Source organism: Labilibaculum sp. K2S (assembly GCF_030372765.1).
In the GTDB taxonomy this organism is placed as follows: domain Bacteria; phylum Bacteroidota; class Bacteroidia; order Bacteroidales; family Marinifilaceae; genus Labilibaculum.
In genome coordinates this window covers 130,303-149,597 of the sequence record NZ_JAUCMW010000006.1, presented here as the reverse complement: position 1 = coordinate 149,597, position 19,295 = coordinate 130,303, and the positions used below count along the sequence as shown (strand labels likewise).

General features: G+C 38.1%; 13 protein-coding genes. 12 read left to right on the top strand and 1 reads right to left on the bottom strand.

What is annotated here, in order from left to right; all coding sequences use genetic code 11:
* Window positions 1-5: 5 nt before the first annotated feature.
* From ilvB to ilvA, 9 genes are all read left to right on the top strand, one after another.
* Window positions 6-1,742, top strand: a complete 1,737-nt coding sequence (gene ilvB, locus QUH73_RS09840; RefSeq protein WP_289530265.1) for a biosynthetic-type acetolactate synthase large subunit — start codon at window positions 6-8, stop codon at window positions 1,740-1,742.
* Between the two features lie 108 nt (window positions 1,743-1,850).
* Entirely contained in the window at window positions 1,851-2,366 is a 516-nt protein-coding gene (gene ilvN / locus QUH73_RS09835) for an acetolactate synthase small subunit (RefSeq protein WP_289530264.1), read from the top strand.
* A 165-nt stretch (window positions 2,367-2,531) separates the two neighbouring features.
* Window positions 2,532-3,578, top strand: coding sequence for a ketol-acid reductoisomerase (ilvC, locus tag QUH73_RS09830; protein WP_289530263.1), 1,047 nt, complete (start codon window positions 2,532-2,534; stop codon window positions 3,576-3,578).
* Window positions 3,579-4,033: 455 nt separating this feature from the next.
* Window positions 4,034-5,527, top strand: a complete 1,494-nt coding sequence (locus QUH73_RS09825; protein WP_289530262.1) for a 2-isopropylmalate synthase — start codon at window positions 4,034-4,036, stop codon at window positions 5,525-5,527.
* A gap of 35 nt (window positions 5,528-5,562) precedes the next feature.
* A complete protein-coding gene (gene leuC, locus QUH73_RS09820) occupies window positions 5,563-6,963 on the top strand; it encodes a 3-isopropylmalate dehydratase large subunit (protein WP_289530261.1) in 1,401 nt (466 codons plus the stop codon).
* Between the two features lie 68 nt (window positions 6,964-7,031).
* Entirely contained in the window at window positions 7,032-7,616 is a 585-nt protein-coding gene (gene leuD, locus QUH73_RS09815; protein WP_289530260.1) for a 3-isopropylmalate dehydratase small subunit, read from the top strand.
* Window positions 7,617-7,630: 14 nt separating this feature from the next.
* Window positions 7,631-9,211, top strand: a complete 1,581-nt coding sequence (locus tag QUH73_RS09810) for an alpha-isopropylmalate synthase regulatory domain-containing protein (protein ID WP_289530259.1) — start codon at window positions 7,631-7,633, stop codon at window positions 9,209-9,211.
* Window positions 9,212-9,398: 187 nt separating this feature from the next.
* Complete coding sequence (gene leuB, locus QUH73_RS09805) at window positions 9,399-10,469, top strand: 3-isopropylmalate dehydrogenase (protein WP_289530258.1); 1,071 nt, start codon at window positions 9,399-9,401, stop codon at window positions 10,467-10,469.
* Between the two features lie 262 nt (window positions 10,470-10,731).
* Window positions 10,732-11,991: a threonine ammonia-lyase IlvA gene (gene ilvA, locus QUH73_RS09800; protein WP_289530257.1), complete on the top strand. Its 1,260-nt coding sequence runs from the start codon at window positions 10,732-10,734 to the stop codon at window positions 11,989-11,991.
* 898 nt (window positions 11,992-12,889) lie between these two features.
* On the opposite strand, the gene QUH73_RS09795 is transcribed toward ilvA, so the two are convergent.
* The gene (locus tag QUH73_RS09795; protein WP_289530256.1) at window positions 12,890-13,447 is read right to left on the bottom strand and encodes a transposase; all 558 of its coding nucleotides are present in this window, start codon (window positions 13,445-13,447) and stop codon (window positions 12,890-12,892) included.
* A gap of 636 nt (window positions 13,448-14,083) precedes the next feature.
* Here QUH73_RS09795 and QUH73_RS09790 point away from each other — a divergent pair.
* The 3 genes from QUH73_RS09790 to QUH73_RS09780 all read left to right on the top strand — a co-directional run bounded on the left by QUH73_RS09790 (window position 14,084) and on the right by QUH73_RS09780 (window position 18,697).
* Entirely contained in the window at window positions 14,084-15,619 is a 1,536-nt protein-coding gene (locus QUH73_RS09790) for a TldD/PmbA family protein (RefSeq protein ID WP_289530255.1), read from the top strand.
* Between the two features lie 44 nt (window positions 15,620-15,663).
* Complete coding sequence (locus QUH73_RS09785) at window positions 15,664-16,980, top strand: TldD/PmbA family protein (protein ID WP_289530254.1); 1,317 nt, start codon at window positions 15,664-15,666, stop codon at window positions 16,978-16,980.
* Between the two features lie 109 nt (window positions 16,981-17,089).
* A complete protein-coding gene (locus QUH73_RS09780; RefSeq protein ID WP_289530253.1) occupies window positions 17,090-18,697 on the top strand; it encodes a DUF6377 domain-containing protein in 1,608 nt (535 codons plus the stop codon).
* The last annotated feature ends 598 nt before the right edge of the window (window positions 18,698-19,295 follow it).

Here is a 19,295-nt window from a genome sequence, read left to right as displayed (position 1 = left end):
ACACAATGGAAGTAGCAGCAAAAACAAAAAATACAAATGGAATGAGTAAAACCATTGAAAGAATATCGGGAGCCGAGATCTTGGTTCGAACGCTTATTCAGGAAGATGTAGATACCATGTTTGGATACATTGGTGGTGCAATCATGCCTGTTTACGATGCTTTGTACGATTATCAGGATGAAATGAAACAGTACATGTCGCGGCATGAACAAGGAGCAATGCATTCTGCTCAGGCTTATGCACGAATCAGTAAAAAACCGGGTGTGTGTTTTACAACTTCGGGTCCTGGTGCAACAAATGTAATTACCGGATTGGCTGATGCATATCTGGATTCGACTCCTATGGTCGTAATTACCGGACAAGTAGCCAGTGGTTTATTGGGAACTGATGCTTTTCAGGAAACCAATATGATTGGTTTATCAATGCCAGTAACAAAATGGAATTACCAAATTACGCGAGCTGATGAAATTGCGGCGGTGATTGCTAAAGCATTCTATATTGCCCGTTCAGGTCGTCCGGGTCCGGTTTTAATTGATATCACTAAGGATGCTCAGATTGCCACAGCAGATTACGAATATAAAAAATGCGAAAGGGTACGTTCTTATCAGCCGGTTCCAAAAATAAATCAGTCGGAGATTGAAGCCGCCGCCGCATTAATCAATGGTGCAAAGAAACCATTGCTTTTAGCCGGACAAGGAATCTCTCTTTCGGGAGCAGAAAAAGAATTGCTGGAATTTGTTGAGAAGACTCAGGTTCCTGTTGCTTGTACTTTGTTAGGATTGTCATCATTCCCTACCGATCATCCACTGTATGTTGGAATGTTAGGAATGCATGGAAATTATGGTCCGAATATGAACACCAACGAATGCGATGTTTTGATTGCAGTTGGTATGCGTTTCGATGACAGAGTAACCGGAGATACAGCAAAATATGCCAAACAGGCAAAAATCATTCATATTGATATAGACAGATCTGAACACAACAAGAATATTATAGTTGATGTACCTGTATTTGCTGATGCTAAACAAGCTTTAACCGAATTGAATAAGTTGGTTAGTGGTGGAGAAAAAGCAGCGTGGATGAAGACTTTCAAAGATTACTATCAGCTTGAATTTGATAAAGTAATTAGTAAGCAGGCTTATGCCAATAAGGAAAACATTAACATGGCTGAGGTAATCAGATTGCTATCGGAGCAGACTAATGGCGAAGCTATTTTGTGTACCGATGTTGGACAGCACCAAATGACAAGTGCCAGGTATTATGAGTTTAAAAAGCCAAATACTCAGATCACATCAGGAGGATTAGGAACCATGGGATTTGGTTTGCCTGCAGCCATTGGAGCTCAAATAGCTGATATGGATGCAACGGTTGTATCTGTTTCCGGAGATGGCGGATTCCAAATGACTTTACAGGAGCTTGCGGTAATCAAACAGTATAACCTGCCGGTTAAGACAATTGTATTAAACAACTCGTTTTTAGGAATGGTACGTCAGTGGCAGGATTTGTTTTTCGAACAACGGTTTTCAAATACTCAGTTAGAGAATCCTGATTTTGTAAAGATTGTTGATGGATACGGAATCAAGGGAAAAAGAGTATCTAAGAGAGAAGATTTGGATGCTGCAATAAAAGAAATGCTTGAAACACCGGGAGCTTTCTTTTTAGAAGTGATTGTTGAAACTGAGTGTAATGTGTTACCAATGATTGCGCCGGGAGCTGCAGTATCGGATATGCGATTGGAATAAGTAATAAGGTAAAAGGAGAAAGTTTAAAGGCTAAAAGAGAAGAGGATAATAAGTCATTTATAGGGGTTTATCTCGTATCTCATTTCTCACATCTAATATCTAAATAAAATGAAAGAATATACAATAACGGTTTTTTCTGAAAACGACATAGGTTTGTTGAATGAGGTAACCATCGTTTTTTCGAGAAGAAAAATTAACATAGAAAGCTTAACTGTTTCCGAATCGGAAGTAAAAGGAGTTTCCCGATATACCATCGTTGTTTTTATGGATGAAATGAAAATTGAGAACGTGGTTCGTCAAATCGAAAAGATAATCGGAGTATTCAAGGCCTTCTTTTTTGAGGCTGATGAGATTGTTCATCAGGAAGTGGCATTGTTTAAAATTGCAAATTCTCCCGATTTAAATGGAAATCTGGAAGCATTAATGAGAAGTCAGAATGCCAAAATTCTTACTGTTCATCCGGATTTTCTGGTGATTGAAAAAGTTGGGTACAAGGCCGAAAATCAGGAGCTGTTCAATGCACTAGAGCAATTTGGCGTACTTCAGTTTGCTCGTTCGGGTCGAGTTGCGGTATCCTGTCAACAGAAAGAATTTACAAGTTATTTAAAAGAATTATCAAATTAGTAATAAAAATACCAGCTGTTAGTAGTTAGTAACTAGTTGATGAAATTAGTATTTAAAGACATAATTAAAGAAAATATAATTAATAATTAATTCAGATCGCAGAGCTGAGAAAGAAGATTCGAAATGTCTGATTACTCAGGAAAAAGATCTAATAATCTAAAAAAAATGGCAACAATAAACTTTGGCGGCGTTGAAGAAAAAGTAGTTACACGTGAAGAATTTTCGTTGGAAAAAGCACGTGAGGTAATGAAAGATGAAACCATTGCGGTTATCGGATATGGTGTTCAGGGACCAGGTCAATCATTAAATTTAAAAGATAATGGTTTTAACGTAATCGTTGGTCAGCGTAAAGATTCTAAAACTTGGGATAAAGCTGTCGCTGATGGTTGGGTTCCAGGAGAAACTTTATTCGAAATTGAGGAAGCTCTTGACAAAGCTACTGTTATTCAATATTTGTTATCAGATGCAGGACAGATTGCTGTTTGGCCAACGGTACAGAAATATTTGAAGCCTGGTAAAGCACTTTACTTTTCTCATGGTTTTGGAATCACTTACAAAGAGCGTACGAACATTGTTCCTCCGAAGGATGTTGATGTGATTTTGGTAGCTCCAAAAGGATCAGGAACTAGTTTGAGAAGAATGTTCCTTGAAGGACGTGGTTTGAATTCTTCATACGCAATTTTTCAGGATGCAACAGGCAAAGCTTTTGACCGTGTTGTTGCATTGGGAATTGGTGTTGGTTCAGGTTACCTGTTCGAGACTACTTTTAAAAGAGAAGTTTACTCTGATTTAACTGGTGAGCGTGGAACTTTAATGGGATGTATTCAGGGAATTTTTGCAGCTCAGTACGACGTTCTACGTGCAAACGGACACTCTCCATCAGAGGCATTTAACGAAACTGTTGAAGAATTAACTCAAAGTTTAATGCCATTGGTTGCTGAAAACGGAATGGATTGGATGTATGCAAATACTTCAACAACAGCACAACGTGGAGCATTAGATTGGTGGAAGCCTTTCCGCGATGCGACCAAACCGGTTTTTGAGAAATTATACAAAGAGGTTGCTGCGGGTAACGAAGCACAACGTTCTATTGATTCCAATAGTCAAAGCGATTATCGTGTGAAATTGGATGCTGAATTAAAGGAACTTCGCGAAAGTGAAATGTGGCAGGCAGGTACTGCTGTTCGTAAATTAAGACCTGAAAATAACTAGAAATACATTCAAAACCTGACAGATTTTTAAAACCTGTCAGGTTTATTTCAAGCTTGGATATCCCATTAATAAGAAAACAAAGTTTGGCTTAGTTTGCAGGTTAGTAGGGTTTTATGTTTTGGTTTGTGTTTCTGGAAATGTATTTGAATTAGTTTGAAGATCGTAATTGTAAATGAATAATTGTTTTTCCCAAAGGCCATAAGTTTTTAGGTTTGTCAGGGATTGGGAGATTTCTCCGGTTATTCTAAAATAGTCCAAAACTTTAGTAAGATGATTTATGATAGTATCCTTATTGGTTTTAACCTGATTATTGATCTCATTATTGGAGAATCAACAAGGAAGACTGTGTAATATTCTAACTAATGTAAGGTTATCATGCAAGGTTCTTCCAAAGACAGGGAGAATTTTTTTTTGCAGCAAAAACGAGTAATAGCATACGTAAAAACACAAATACAATGAGTGATAAAATATTTATTTTCGATACCACACTTAGAGATGGTGAACAAGTTCCGGGATGTCAATTGAATACAATTGAGAAAATTGAAGTGGCCAGAACTTTAGAGGCTCTTGGAGTGGATGTCATAGAAGCAGGTTTTCCTGTTTCAAGTCCGGGAGATTTCAATTCAGTCGTCGAAATAGCCAAAGCAGTTAGTAATCCCATTATATGTGCACTTACCCGCGCTGTTGAAAAGGATATTGATGTGGCTGCCGAGGCTCTTAAATTTGCAAAAAGAGGGAGGATTCATACAGGAATAGGTACTTCTTCTTATCACATAAAATCAAAATTGAATTCAACCCCCGAGGAAATACTCGATCGTGCTGTTCGCGCAGTAAAGTATGCCAAGCGTTATGTCGAGGATGTTGAGTTTTATGCCGAGGATGCAGGGCGTTCGGATAATGAATATTTGGCCCGAGTAGTTGAAGCGGTTATTAAAGCAGGTGCTACAGTTATTAATATTCCTGATACAACAGGATATTGCCTTCCAAGTGAGTATGGTGCTAAAATAAAGTACCTGATGGAAAATGTTTCCAATATTCACAAAGCAATTTTATCAACCCATTGCCATAATGATTTGGGTATGGCTACTGCGAACTCTTTAAGCGGTGTAATTAATGGAGCCCGTCAGGTAGAGGTTACCATAAACGGAATTGGAGAACGGGCAGGAAATACTTCATTGGAAGAGGTGGTGATGGCCATTAAAACGCATCACGCTTTACCTTTCCACACAGATATTAAGAGTCAGGAAATTTATGCAGCCAGCCGTTTGGTTTCTTCTTTAATGAACATGCCTGTTCAGGCAAATAAAGCTATTGTAGGCAGAAATGCATTTGCTCATTCATCAGGAATCCATCAGGATGGATTCTTAAAAAACAGAGAGAATTACGAAATTATCGATCCTGTTGATGTTGGGATTAAGGAATCAGCAATTGTTTTAACAGCCAGAAGTGGTCGTGCAGCATTAAATCATCACCTAAGTCAATTGGGTTATACATTAACTAAAGATCAGCTGGATGATGCCTATAATCGGTTTTTGGTGGTTGCTGATCAGAAAAAGAATTTGACAGAGAAAGATCTTTCGGAATTAATGGGAGATACTAGCGATTTGCAGAAATCAGTGGAATTGGAATTGCTGCAGGTTGTTTCCGGTAAATCGACCATTCCGATGGCTACGGTACATCTGAAAATAAAAGGAGTTAGCTGTGCGGCAACTGCTGAAGGAAACGGGCCTATTGATGCATGTTTTAATGCAGTTAAAAAGCTAATAGAACAAGAATTTACCTTGGGTGAATTCCTTGTTCAGGCACTTACCCGCGGAAGCAATGATTTGGGAAAAGTTCATGTTCAGGTTGAACACAAAGGTCGTACAGTCTACGGGTTTGCGGCGAATGTTGATATCATTACAGCTTCTGTTGAAGCATTGGTTGATGCGCTTTCCAAAATAGTATAAGACAGATTTAGATAAAAAATATTCAGAAGAATTATATGGAACCAAAAACACTATTTGATAAAGTATGGGATGCTCACGTTGTTGAGAAAATTGAAGGAGGCCCCAGTGTATTTTATATTGACAAGCATTTGATTCATGAAGTTACCAGTCCGCAGGCGTTCTCTGGATTAGAGGCGAGAGGAATGAAAGTTTTTCGTCCTGAAAATACCATTGCGACTCCAGATCATAACATTCCGACAGAAAATCAACACTTAACCATTAAGGATGAATTGTCGAGAAAGCAAGTTGAGACTTTAACGGCTAACTGTGAGAAAAATAACATTACACTTTATGGTTTAAATCATCCATACAATGGAATTGTTCATGTTGTAGGTCCGGAATTGGGACATACACAACCGGGAATGACTCTGGTTTGTGGTGACAGTCATACTTCAACACACGGTGCTTTTGGAGCTGTAGCTTTTGGTATCGGTACTTCGGAGGTAGAAATGGTTTTGGCAACTCAGTGTATTTTGCAGCCAAAACCTAAAAAAATGCGAATTACTATTGATGGTGAATTGCAAAAAGGCGTTACTGCAAAAGATCTTACGCTTTACGTGATAGCACAACTGGGAACAGGTGGTGCAACCGGATATTTTGTTGAATATGCAGGATCGGCGGTTAGCAGCTTAAGTATGGAAGGTCGTATGACCGTTTGTAACATGAGTATCGAGATGGGAGCCCGTGGAGGAATGATTGCTCCCGATCAAACTACTTTTGACTATGTAGAAGGTCGTGAATTCGCACCAAAAGGCGAGGACTGGACAAAAGCTTTGGCCAAATGGAAAGAATTGAAAACCGATGAGGGAGCTAAGTTCGATAAGGAATATGTATACAAAGCTTCGGATATAGAACCAATGCTGACTTATGGAACCAACCCAGGAATGGGAATTGGTATTTCAGGAAGTATCCCAACTGCAAAAGATGTGGATCCAACAGAATTACCAACTTTCAAAAAGTCATTGGATTATATGGGATTTGGTTTGGGAGACAAACTATTGGGTAAAAAAGTTGATTACGTTTTTGTTGGCAGTTGTACCAATGGACGTATCGAAGATCTTCGAATGTTAGCTGTAGCTGTTAAAGGAAAGAAAAAGGCAGATTCAGTTACTGCATGGATTGTTCCCGGATCAAAACAGGTTGAAAAGCAGGCTATAGAAGAAGGTTTGGTTGAGATTTTGGAAGAAGCAGGATTTAAAATGCGTCAGCCTGGCTGTTCTGCATGTTTAGCCATGAACGACGATAAAATTCCGGCAGGAAAATACAGCGTTTCTACATCAAATAGAAATTTTGAGGGAAGACAAGGCCCTGGAGCAAGAACAATGTTGGCCAGTCCGTTAACGGCTGCAGCGGCTGCTATAACCGGAGTTGTTTCCGATCCAAGAGAGTTGTTTTAACCAAAATACAAATTCCATTTTAGCTAAAGGCTGACAAGTCAACGGCTAATAACTTAAAGCAAATAATTATGCCAATAGATAAATTTACCACATTGGAATCGACATATGTACCGCTTCCTGTTGAAAATGTGGATACAGATCAAATTATTCCTGCACGTTTCTTAAAGGCGACAAGCCGTGATGGATTTGGGGAAAATCTTTTCCGTGACTGGAGATATACTTCTGATGGAAAAGAAAATCCGGATTTTGTTTTGAATCAATCAGAATATTCAGGAGAAATTTTAGTGGGAGGAAAGAATTTCGGAAGTGGTTCGTCAAGAGAACATGCCGCATGGGCAATTCACGATTACGGTTTTAAAGTTGTTGTGAGTAGTTTCTTTGCTGATATTTTTCAAAATAATGCATTGAATAACGGAGTACTTCCTGTTATGGTTTCGCCTGAATTTTTGTCGAATATATTCGATGCTGTTCAGGAAAATAAGGAACAAAAAATCGTAGTTGATTTGGAGAATCAAAGCATCAGCTTGAATGGTAAAAGCGAAAGTTTTGACATTAATCCTTACAAGAAAAATTGTTTGCTGAACGGATTCGATGATATCGATTTCCTTCTCGCAAGAAAAGAAAAGATAGAGGCTTTTGAAGCCAATAACTAATAGAACATGCAAAGATGAACGAACTGCGTAGCTTAGAAATAATGGACACCACTCTTCGGGATGGGGAACAGACTTCTGGGGTAAGCTTTAATTCCGAGGAAAAGTTAGGCGTTGCGAAATTATTGCTGCAATCCCTAAAAGTAGATCGGATAGAGGTAGCCTCAGCCAGAGTATCTGAAGGAGAATTTCAAGCAGTAAAGCGAATTACCAAATGGGCAGAAGAGAACGATTGTCTGGACAAAATTGAAGTTCTGGGTTTTATTGACGGAACTGCCTCTCTTGATTGGATTCATGCAAGTGGAGCAAGAGTAGTGAATTTGCTGTCGAAAGGTTCATTAAAGCATTTACACGGACAGCTGAAAAAATCACCGGGACAGCATGTTCAGGATATAAAAGATGCTGTTACCTACGCATCAAATCTGGGAATCAAGGTAAACCTATATCTTGAGGATTGGTCGAATGGGATGATTTCTTCAAGAGATTACGTTTGGTATTTGATGGATGAGCTTCAACACGAAAACATTCAGCGTTTCATGTTGCCCGATACTTTGGGAATATTGAATCAGGTGCAGGCTTTCGATTTTTGTTACGCTTGTCGCGAAAGATATCCAAAATTACATCTCGACTTTCATGCTCATAATGACTACGATTTGGCTGTAGCGAATGTTTATTCTTCAATTTTAGCCGGAGTGAATGGCATTCATACAACTGTGAACGGTTTAGGGGAACGAGCGGGAAATGCTCCTTTGGCGTCCGTAATAGGAGTGATTAACGATCATTTGGTTCGAAAAATAAATGTTGATGAGAACAAAATCAATATTGTTAGTCGAATTGTTGAGACTTTCTCAGGAATTCGGATCCCTAGAAATAAGCCTTTGGTAGGAGAGAATGTTTTCACACAAACCTGTGGCGTTCATGCCGATGGTGATTCAAAGGATGATTTGTATTTTAATCGTTTAATGCCCGAAAGATTTGGACGTGAACGCAAATATGCCCTTGGCAAGACATCGGGTAAGGCGAACATTAAAAAAAATCTGGAAGAGCTGGGAATTACTTTGGAAGAAGAAACCATGAAACTGGTTACAAAGCGGGTCATCGAATTGGGTGATAAAAAAGAAGTAGTTACCATAGATGATTTGCCTTACATTGTTTCTGATGTTTTGAATCAGACAATGGATGAGATGCCAATTCAGATCAAACATTATTCTTTGTCTTTATCCAAAGGAATGCGTCCGTTTGTTTCTATTAATCTGGAAGTAAACGGGAAAATGTACGAAGGAACATCTTCTGGTGATGGTCAGTTCGATGCTTTTATGAATGCCATTTGGAGCATTTATGACGAATTGGGCAGAGAACGGCCAATATTGACCGATTATCTGGTTCGAATTCCTCCGGGAGGAAAATCAGATGCTTTGGTGGAAGCTTTTATTGCATGGAATTACAAGGGTAAGGAATTTAAAACCCGAGGATTGGATCCGGATCAGATAGAAGCAGCAATAAAGGCTACTCTTCGAATGCTGAATTTAATTGAGCAGCATGACAATGTACTCACCGGGCAATTATCAAATAACAATAAAGAAACTAAAAATGTGTAATTAGATTTTGATTGAATTCATCTCATATCTAATAATAGTTCGTTACCATTTTGTAAGTATTCGATTTTAGTTTGTTTATGAAGAAGGTGTTGTTGGTTAAAAAATCGAAAATAAGCATCTTGTAAATCAAACTAGTTACTAATTACTAAAATCTAACAAACTATTAATCTAAAGATCTTATTATAAAATGAAGTACAAAATAGCAGTATTGGCCGGAGACGGAATTGGTCCGGAAATCGTAGCACAGGCAAGAAAAGTTACCGATGCAATTGTTCAAAAATTTGGACACGAATTTGAATACACTGAAGCTTTGGTAGGAGCTGTAGCCATTGATGAAGTTGGTAACCCTTATCCTGATGAAACACACGAATTGTGTATGAATTCGGATGCCGTTTTATTTGGCGCCATTGGGCATCCCCGGTTCGATAACGATCCATCTGCAAAAGTTCGTCCTGAGCAAGGTTTGCTGGCTATGCGAAAAAAATTGGGTTTGTATGCAAATCTTCGTCCGGTAAATACGTTTAAGTCGCTGATTCATAAATCTCCTTTGAAAACCGAATTGGTTGATGGTGCTGATTTTATGTGCATTCGTGAGCTAACCGGAGGAATCTATTTTGGCCGTCCGCAGGGACGTACCGAAGATGGACAAACGGCTTACGATACATGCGTGTACTCCGCAGATGAAATTGAACGAATTGTTCGTTTGGGATTTGAATACGCTGGCAAACGCCGCAAAAAATTAACCATTGTTGATAAAGCAAACGTATTGGCTACATCAAGATTGTGGAGAGAAGTTTCTCAAAGAATTGAGCCTGAATTTCCTGAAATTGAAGTAGAATACATGTTTGTTGACAATGCGGCTATGCAGTTAATCACCTGGCCAAAACGTTTCGATGTAATGGTCACCGAAAATATGTTTGGAGATATTCTTACCGATGAGGCGAGTGTAATTTCAGGCTCAATGGGAATGTTGCCTTCAGCATCAATTGGTGTTCACACTTCGGTATTTGAGCCAATTCATGGTTCTTATCCACAAGCTGCGGGTAAAAATATTGCCAATCCTTGTGCTACGGTTCTTTCTGCAGCCATGATGTTCGAATACGCATTTGGCTTAATGAAAGAAGGAGCTTTAATTCGGGAAGCAATTGATAAATCGTTGGAAGCCGGTGTGGTTACCGAAGATATTGCTGATGGCAAAAAGGCTTACTCAACAAGTGAAGTGGGCGATTGGTTGGCGAATTATATACAGAATGCTTAGTTAATGGCCTGAGTTCGATTATTGTTTCCTTTTATAAACCGTTGAATTACCCTATGAACAGATCTTTAAACAGCAGGTAAATAGTACTTAGTAACTCCTAGTTACTTTTCCTGCTAAAAGCAGCTAAGCAAAAAGTAAATTTCATAGATTATCAACAAGTTAACAATCGAACCCAGCTTAATACACATCATAAGTAGGAATAAGCCTGAAGGAATTGGTTACTTTCAGGCTTATTTATTTTAACAAAGAAAAGGGGAACGAAATGTCAGAAGAAAATTATTATCCGCTAATGGCGGATATTGTTAAGGCAAACAGACGGGTTCAGGAGGTGGTGTTGGAAACTCCTTTACTCAAAAACTTAAATCTATCATCAAAAAACGAAGCAAATATTTATTTAAAAAGGGAAGATCTGCAACAGGTTCGATCCTATAAAATCAGAGGCGCATATAATAAAATATCCAGTTTGTCGAAAGAGGTACTGGCAAAAGGAATTGTATGTGCAAGTGCAGGAAATCATGCTCAAGGCTTTGCTTATTCCTGCAATAAACTGAAATGTTTCGGAAAAATTTATATGCCCGAAACAACCCCTCGTCAGAAGATTAAGCAGGTGAAAATGTTTGGCGGCGATCAGGTGGAAATCATCCTTACCGGTGATACTTTTGATGATGCCTCGGCCAAAGCAAATGCGGATGCCAAAGAACTCGGACAAACCATTATTCACCCGTTTGATGATCCAAAGATTATTGAAGGACAGGGAACCATTGGTTTGGAAATTCTGCGGCAGCTTAAAGAGTGCATTGATTATCTGTTTCTGCCGATTGGCGGAGGTGGCTTGGCTTCCGGTGTAGGAGCATGGATCAAGGAATTTAGTCCGAATACAAAAATTATTGGTGTTGAGCCCGAAGGGGCAGCTTCCATGAAAATGGCATTTGAAAAAAAGAACAATGTGGCTTTGGAGACAATTGACCGCTTTGTAGATGGTGCTGCGGTAAGAAAAGTGGGCGATCTTACCTGGAAAATATGCGAAAAGGTTTTGGATGGAATTGTGGTGGTTCCGGAGGGACTCATCTGCTCAACCATTTTGCAGATGTACAACGAGGATGCAATTGTGGCTGAGCCTGCAGGAGCCTTATCCATTGCCGCTTTGCAATTAATGAAAGAAGAAATAAAAGGGAAGAATGTGGTTTGCGTACTAAGCGGAAGCAACAACGACATTACCCGAATGGAAGAAATCAAGGAAAGAAGTCTGTTATACGAAGGTTTAAAGCACTATTTTATGGTTCGTTTCCCGCAGCGTTCGGGCGCTTTAAAAGAATTTGTAAACGATGTGTTAGATGCGGGTGACGACATCACGCATTTTGAATACTACAAAAAGAGCAGCAGGGAGAAAGGCCCGGCAGTCATAGGAATCGAAGTACAGCATCCTGCCGATTTACAAAGATTGCAAGAGAGAATGACCGAGCGCAACTTTATTTTTAAATACCTGAACGATAAAACCGATTTGTTTCAGTTCATAGTCTGAAACCTTAGTTGATAACAATCAAAAAAGCGATTGTCCGTAATGGATGATCGCTTTTTTGCGATTGGAAATGCTGATCGAATATTTCCATAACTTTATCCAGAATTGAGAATGTTTGGTTTTTGTTTTATTATACCAATTTAATTTCAAAATAGACTTTAATTAAAATGAATTAATTTTTAGCTGTATCGAGGCAAAAAAGTAAAGCATAGCCATGTTACGATGCATCTTTTTTAACGAAGATATAGCTGAAAAGAAACATTTTATAAGGCATGTTTTGATGTTATGTAGTATGCAAAAAAAACAGGAGGTGTATTCATTGGAGAATGCGACATAATTTGGATTCTGAATGGCGGTAAAGCTGTCATTATTCAGTCAAAATGGCTTTTCTTTCTTACTTTAGTTCATTTTTTATAGTATGGTGCGACTTTTGCGGGATTTTTTATTGAGCGGTCCAGCTATGATATATAACCGAACACGACTCATATATTTATTTAATTAAAATTTGAGATACTATGGGAGCAGCAGGAAACAAAAAACCGAAAAAAAAACATCACGGTAAAAATGTACCCGCTTATGAGCAGAAAGATGAAAAGGATGATGTTAATTATTTTAAAAAGAAAAAATGATTATTTGTCCTGACCGAAGTTTAATACAAAATCTAAATTGCAGGTAAGTTTTAGCTTCTAAAGAGGCGAACTTTTTTAGACAATAGTATTAAATTCAAAAAGCTGCATCAAATTAGTTTGATGCAGCTTTTTTGTGCGCAACTTTATTTTAAATACCTGAACGATAAAACCGATTTGTTTCAGTTCATAGTCTGAAACTTTAGTTGATAACAATCAAAAAAGCGATTGTCTGTAATGGATGATCGCTTTTTTCTGTCCTGGCTGGCACACGATTATTTCATTTGCCATTTTTTTGGATTGGAATGAATGTATTCCTCAATTCTGTTATATTCTTCCTGATTTGAAATGATTCTTTCATGGAAACGGGCTAACCAGCTAAATGAATGGGAATCATTTAATCCACACCATCGTGTTAGTGCAGATTTATAGGATCTGATTATTGCGGATAAACTTCCGGATTTTGGTGAGATGGATGCCATGTATTTGTTTTTATTTGATGCATCCGTAGGGACCTTGCATGCAAGGTCCTTACGTTTTACGATTCCAATTATTCCGTGGATATGATCTGGCATAATTACGAATTCGCCCAATTCAACATTCGGAAAATGTTTAGGGATCTCCAGCCAAAAGATATGTGCCTGTTTCCCGATTACAGACAATTGCATTTCTTCATTCCTGATTTCACCGAAAAAATACTCCCTGTTTTTTGTGCAGATTGTCACAAAATACCAGCCTGTATTGGTGTAATCGTAGTTTCTTTTTCGGATAATTTTACGATTGGGATGCATCGATTTTTGTTCGTTTGTGATTGTATGGTAGGGACGTTGCATGCAATGTCCTTACGGTTAAACCTTGTGTTTTCTATCTATTGTAATTTGGCTTTAGCCAACTGAAAGTAAAATATTGGTAGTGATTATTCAAAATTTTGTTTTTCGCTTTACCCATTTTGTTTTTTCAAAATATCATTTTTTGCTTTACCTATTTAGGTATTGATCAAAAAACCTTTTTTTTAAGCTTTTCCCATTTAGGTATTGTCCCAAAAACCAATTTTTTAAGCTTTCCCTATTTAGGTATTGTCCCAAAAATCATTTTTTCATGCTTTCCCCATTTGGGTATTGTCCCAAAAATCATTTTTTCATGCTTTCCCCATTTGGGTATTGTCCCAAAAACCATTTTTTTAAGCTTTACCTATTTAGGTATTAAAAAAATGGAACATACCTGTGAGTAAATTTACCTATGGAATAGTAATAGGACCAGCACGACAGTAAAAAAGCGATAGCCGGTAATTGATGATTGCTTTTTTAAAAGCTTGAAAGTATATGAATCTTTCCTGCATTGTTCAACTTCACGATTTTGTCCGATTATTTGTGATTTTCACAAATAGGGTTTTGTTATGATCATAAAAAGTCTTAACTTTTTCGTCACCAAAGAATTCCAAGAAACCCCAAACCCTAAAAAACTTTTATATGAACAATGAATTTTCAAGAAGAGAGTTTATCCGAACAGGATCTTTCTCTCTTGCGGGAATGGCAATTTTGCCCTCATTCTTAAGCATGGGATGTAATCGGATTACCGAACAATCGGGCTTAGAGGAGTATTACGCTCATTTTAATGTGAGCAAAGAAATGATTCAAAAGGTAATTGCTGAAGGCTTATCAAGAGGAGGCGATTATTGTGATCTGTATTTCGAACATTCTCTTTCGAACTATGTTGGACTTCAAGACAAACAGGTAAATCGTGCCGGATCTAACATCGACTATGGAGTAGGTGTACGCGTTTTGAAAGGAGATCAGACCGGTTATGCTTTCTCAGAAGAGATTTCTTTGGAAGCCATGAAAAAAGTTGCAAAAACAGCGGCAAGTATTGCCAATGAAAGCAAAGACTATCCGCCTATTAATTTGCAGGAAAGAGTACATCCTGAATTCTGTAAAGTTAAAACTTCATGGGAGGATGTATCTATCAAGCAAAAAATACCTTTTCTTCAAAAATTGAACGATAAGGTGTTCAATTTGGATGATAAAGTAGCTAAGGTTCAGGTGTATTTGGACGATAGTTCTTCTTATATTCTTTTTGCGAATTCCGAAGGTGTGATCAGTTTTGATTATCGCCCTATGGTGAGTTTTATTGCTGTTTGTGTGATGGAAAAAGGAGATCGGCGGGAAGATTTCTTTGCATCCCGTTCCATGAGAATCGGATATGAATATTTGAATGAAGAGCTAATGGATGAAATAGCGAATGAAGTGGTAGAGGGCGCCAATAAACAATTTGAAGCTGTGAAACCGAAAGCAGGACAAATGGAGGTGGTTTTGGCTGCTGGCGGAGCAGGTATTCTATTGCACGAGGCTATGGGACATGCTTTCGAAGCTGATTTTAATCGCAAGGAAACCTCAATTTTTAGTGATAAAATGGGGCAAAAGGTTGGAGAAGATTTTGTGACGATTATTGATGATGGAACCAATCCAAATTATAGGGGAACTCTGAATATTGATGATGAGGGAATTCTTACCCAGAAAACAAAAATGGTCGAAAATGGTGTGTTAACCGGTTATCTGCACGACAGAATTAGTGCAAAACATTACAATGTGGCACCAACAGGAAATGGTCGTCGGGAATCTTTCCGTTATGCACCAATTCCGCGTATGAGAAATACATATATGGAAGCCGGACCTCATACCAAAGAAGATATTATTGCCAGTGTGAAGGATGGAATTTATGTGGATACATTTACAAATGGAGAAGTGCAAATTGGAGCAGGAGATTTTACTTTCTATGTGAAATCGGGGTATTTAATTGAAAATGGTAAACTGACCCAACCGATAAAAGATGTAAATCTGATTGGTAACGGGCCGGAAGCTCTTCGTCAAATCTCAATGGTAGGTAATGACCTTAAAATTGATTGTGGAACAGGAACTTGTGGTAAGGGAGGACAAGGTGTTCCTGTAGCTATGGGATTGCCAACGGTTAAAGTAGCACAACTGACTGTTGGTGGAATTAATGCTTAAGCATGCATTAGAGTTTACTTTTAATCAATTAAAAAGAAGTTTCGATGAAAGACAATAAAAAAGTGGAATTGGCCCAATGGGCTTCCAAATATGCCACGGAAAATGGCGCTAAAGAAGTTTCAGTTTCAGTTTATGATTCTAAAGAATCGGAGGTTGAAGTGAGAAAACAGAAAATAGAAAAAATACAGGAATCGATTCAAAGTGGATTAAGTATAAAGCTTTATGTGAACGGAAAATACTCTACACATTCCACGAATCGATTGGATAGGAATGACCTTGAAAAATTTATCAAGGAGGCTATTTTGGGTACCGATTACCTGGCCGAAGATCAATATCGTTCTTTACCCGACCGTCATCTTTGTTACGAAGGAACCGAAAAGGATCTGAACTTATATGATTCCAATTATGATTCAATTGATCCTCGTCAGAAAATTGATTTAGCAATGCAGGTTGAGGCTGAAACGACAGGTATGGATGAGAGAATTATCAGCGTTTCCGGATCTTATAATGATGGATCTTACCGTAGTTATTTAGTCTTGAGTAATGGTGTTGAGGGATTCAAAGAATCAACTTCCTATTCTGTTAGTGCAAGCGCATCTATTAATGGCGGAGATAGTCGCCCAAGTGATTATCATTATAATGCCGCAAGATTCTGGGATCAGTTATCTGGCGAAGGTGTTGGGAAATATGCCGTTGAAAGAGCTTTACGGAAAATTGGAGCCAAGACTATTCAATCGGGAAAAATGGAAATGCTGATTGAAAACAGATCAGTAGGCCGTGTATTAAGTTCTCTGCTTCAACCCATGTATGGCTATAACCTTCAGCAAAAAAGATCTTTTTTAGAAGGAAAGATTGGCCAAAAAATTGCTTCAGATTTATTGAGTATTACTGATAATCCATTTGTTGAATCAGGACGTAATTCACGATTGTATGATGATGATGGGTTGGCTTCCCGTAAAATGACGGTAATAGAGAATGGTATACTCCAGACCTACTATATTGATGATTATTACGGTAAAAAGTTAGATATGGAACCAACTACAGGCTCGTCATCTAATTTGATTTTTGAACTGGGAAATAAAGACCTCACAGCCCTGACCAAAGATATGAATGAAGGGATTTTGGTAACTGGTTTTAACGGAGGTAATTCAAATCCTGCAACGGGTGATTTTTCGGTTGGAGTAGAAGGATTCTATGTTAAAAAAGGAGAAATACTTCATCCTGTATCAGGCATGAATATTACCGGAAATCATAAAGAGATTTGGAATCATCTGATTGCGGTTGGTAACGATCCATTAACCGATCGTGCGTGGCAAACACCAAGTATGATGTTTGAAGGTGTCGATTTTAGTGGATTATAATATTAATAATTAGTAAAAGGGAGCCCTGTCAGTTTGATAGGGCTTTTTTGCTGCAGAAAATATTAATCTTACTTTTACCCCTTGTTCAGCAAACCGATATCCAATAAGCATGCACAGAAGTATCATTCTAACATTTTTTGTTTTACTAAGCCTGAATTCTTTCGGTCAAAATGATTCCCTTGCATTTCAGTTTGCCGAGGCAAATAAATATATTGAAGCGAAAGACAGCATTGTTCAGGTAAAAAAGAACAAAATCGCCTTGCTTACAGATTCCCTGCAGCATTCCAATTTCGAGGACCGAAGAAACGAGGAGTACAATCTGTTGGCGAAATTGACCAAAGAATACGAGTATTTTGTTTACGATTCGGCGTTTCATTATGGGAATTTGGCATTGAAAACAGCCTACGGTTTAAAGGAGGCATCAAAAATTGCTGAAGCCAAGTCAAATATTTCCCTGATTCTTCTGCTCAGGGGATTATACAAGGAAACCATAGACAGCATTCAGACCATCGATCCGATGGTCTTGGATCAAAAAAAGCGAATTGAGTTTTATTCTGTAGCTTATCGTGCCTATTACGATTTATCCAATTCCCGTTGGGGATATTATGCGCCCAAATACCGGGAAACCGGGAATTCGTATGTGAAGAAAATTGTTGAAGAAGGTGATCCTGATTCTTTTGAATATATTCTGGCTTTGGCACTAAAAAGTCAAAACAACAGTGCCAGTTACGATGTTCAAAAGTACTGCACATCCTTGCTGAATAAAAAGAATTTAAGCCCGCATCAGGCTGCGATTACCAATTGTATATTGGGGATTTCCTACTTAAAACTACAGGAAAAAGAAAAAGCAAAATATCATCTCTGTAAAGCTCTTGTTGGTGATATTCAGTCTACCACAAAAGAAACACTGGCGGCGAAAGTATTGGCAGAACTACTGTTCCACGACGGAGATTTAGAGAAAGCAAACCGGTTTATCTCCGAAGCTCAGAAGGATGCGGTATTTTACGGCAGTAATGCGCGGCAATTGGAGATATCATTCATTCGGCCTGATATTGAAGCTGCTGTTTTGAATAAAGTAGAAAAGGAAAAAAAGATCATATCCAATATTTCTTTGATCGTATCTCTTTTGGCCTTGCTGTTAATTTCTTTTTCCATTATTATCTACCGGCAGGTAAAGGAATTGAAAAAAGCCCGTAAAGAGATTCTTGAGAGCAATAGTAATCTTCGGCAATTGAATGAACAGCTTCGTGAGGTAAGTAAAATTAAAGAAGAGTATGTTGGTTACTATTTCAATTTTAGCTCTCAGTTTATCGAAAAACTGGAAGCGATGAAAAAGGCCGTTTCCCGCCAATTAATGACGAAACAGTACGATGCCATCGAATCGGAATTGAAAAAATACAATTCGAAGAAAGAACGCGAGAATTTGTTTGAAGATTTCGATCGGATTTTTCTAAAACTATTTCCTGATTTCGTAAATCGATTCAATCAATTGTTCGAAGCGAAAGATCGACTCAGTTTAAAAGATTCTCAATGTTTAAATACCGATTTACGGATTTTTGCCATGATACGCTTAGGCATAAACGACAATGAGAAAATAGCCGGTATTCTAAATTTTTCGGTGAATACCATCTATACTTATAAAACCAAAATAAGGAATCGCTCCATTTATCCGAATGAGGAGTTCGATGAAAAAATCATGGCGATAAAGTCCGTTTAATCTTTTTTTGAGAATTGGTTTTACTTTATTCTTTCATACATGGATTAGCTCCTGATAATTTTATGGAGTACTATTAGTTTGGTGTTTCATTGGCATCTTTTTTAAAACTTATTTTTATTAATGTTACCTCACCCTAACCCTCTCCTCACGGAGAGGGAATTCCAATATTAATTACGAATGAAACTCCTCTTCTCCTTCAGGAGCTACTCTTTATACACATTTTGTTGGTTGAAAAAATCAAGAGCAAGAAGATGTATAAAAAGGATCATATCAAGAATTAACACCCTTTCGCCTGTCGGCACTTTGTTCACAATATTATTTTCAAATTGCGTTCACAATCTTCACTGCGTTACGGTACCCTCAAGAAGGGAAGATTCTGTTTGTGAACGATTCTTCCATTTTAAGGGGAGATGTTCGAAGAACAGAGGGGTGCTTATGTTTATAATTAAACTATTGCTTGGGAAAGCGAATATTTGTGTATAAAGAGTCGCTTTAGGAGAAGGGGTTGGGGGATGAGGATGTTATCTCCAGTGAAGATTTTGAGCGCAAAAAGTGGTGATTAAGTCAGTTTAGCTCATTGTTTCATCTTTATATCATC

Bases quoted from the DNA above. Each gene is read 5' to 3' on its own strand.
- ilvB (WP_289530265.1), top strand. From the start codon at position 6: ATGGAAGTAGCAGCAAAAACAAAAAATACAAATGGAATGAGTAAAACC.
- ilvN (WP_289530264.1), top strand. From the start codon at position 1,851: ATGAAAGAATATACAATAACGGTTTTTTCTGAAAACGACATAGGTTTG.
- ilvC (WP_289530263.1), top strand. From the start codon at position 2,532: ATGGCAACAATAAACTTTGGCGGCGTTGAAGAAAAAGTAGTTACACGT.
- QUH73_RS09825 (WP_289530262.1), top strand. From the start codon at position 4,034: ATGAGTGATAAAATATTTATTTTCGATACCACACTTAGAGATGGTGAA.
- leuC (WP_289530261.1), top strand. From the start codon at position 5,563: ATGGAACCAAAAACACTATTTGATAAAGTATGGGATGCTCACGTTGTT.
- leuD (WP_289530260.1), top strand. From the start codon at position 7,032: ATGCCAATAGATAAATTTACCACATTGGAATCGACATATGTACCGCTT.
- QUH73_RS09810 (WP_289530259.1), top strand. From the start codon at position 7,631: ATGAACGAACTGCGTAGCTTAGAAATAATGGACACCACTCTTCGGGAT.
- leuB (WP_289530258.1), top strand. From the start codon at position 9,399: ATGAAGTACAAAATAGCAGTATTGGCCGGAGACGGAATTGGTCCGGAA.
- ilvA (WP_289530257.1), top strand. From the start codon at position 10,732: ATGTCAGAAGAAAATTATTATCCGCTAATGGCGGATATTGTTAAGGCA.
- QUH73_RS09795 (WP_289530256.1), bottom strand. From the start codon at position 13,447: ATGCAACGTCCCTACCATACAATCACAAACGAACAAAAATCGATGCAT.
- QUH73_RS09790 (WP_289530255.1), top strand. From the start codon at position 14,084: ATGAACAATGAATTTTCAAGAAGAGAGTTTATCCGAACAGGATCTTTC.
- QUH73_RS09785 (WP_289530254.1), top strand. From the start codon at position 15,664: ATGAAAGACAATAAAAAAGTGGAATTGGCCCAATGGGCTTCCAAATAT.
- QUH73_RS09780 (WP_289530253.1), top strand. From the start codon at position 17,090: ATGCACAGAAGTATCATTCTAACATTTTTTGTTTTACTAAGCCTGAAT.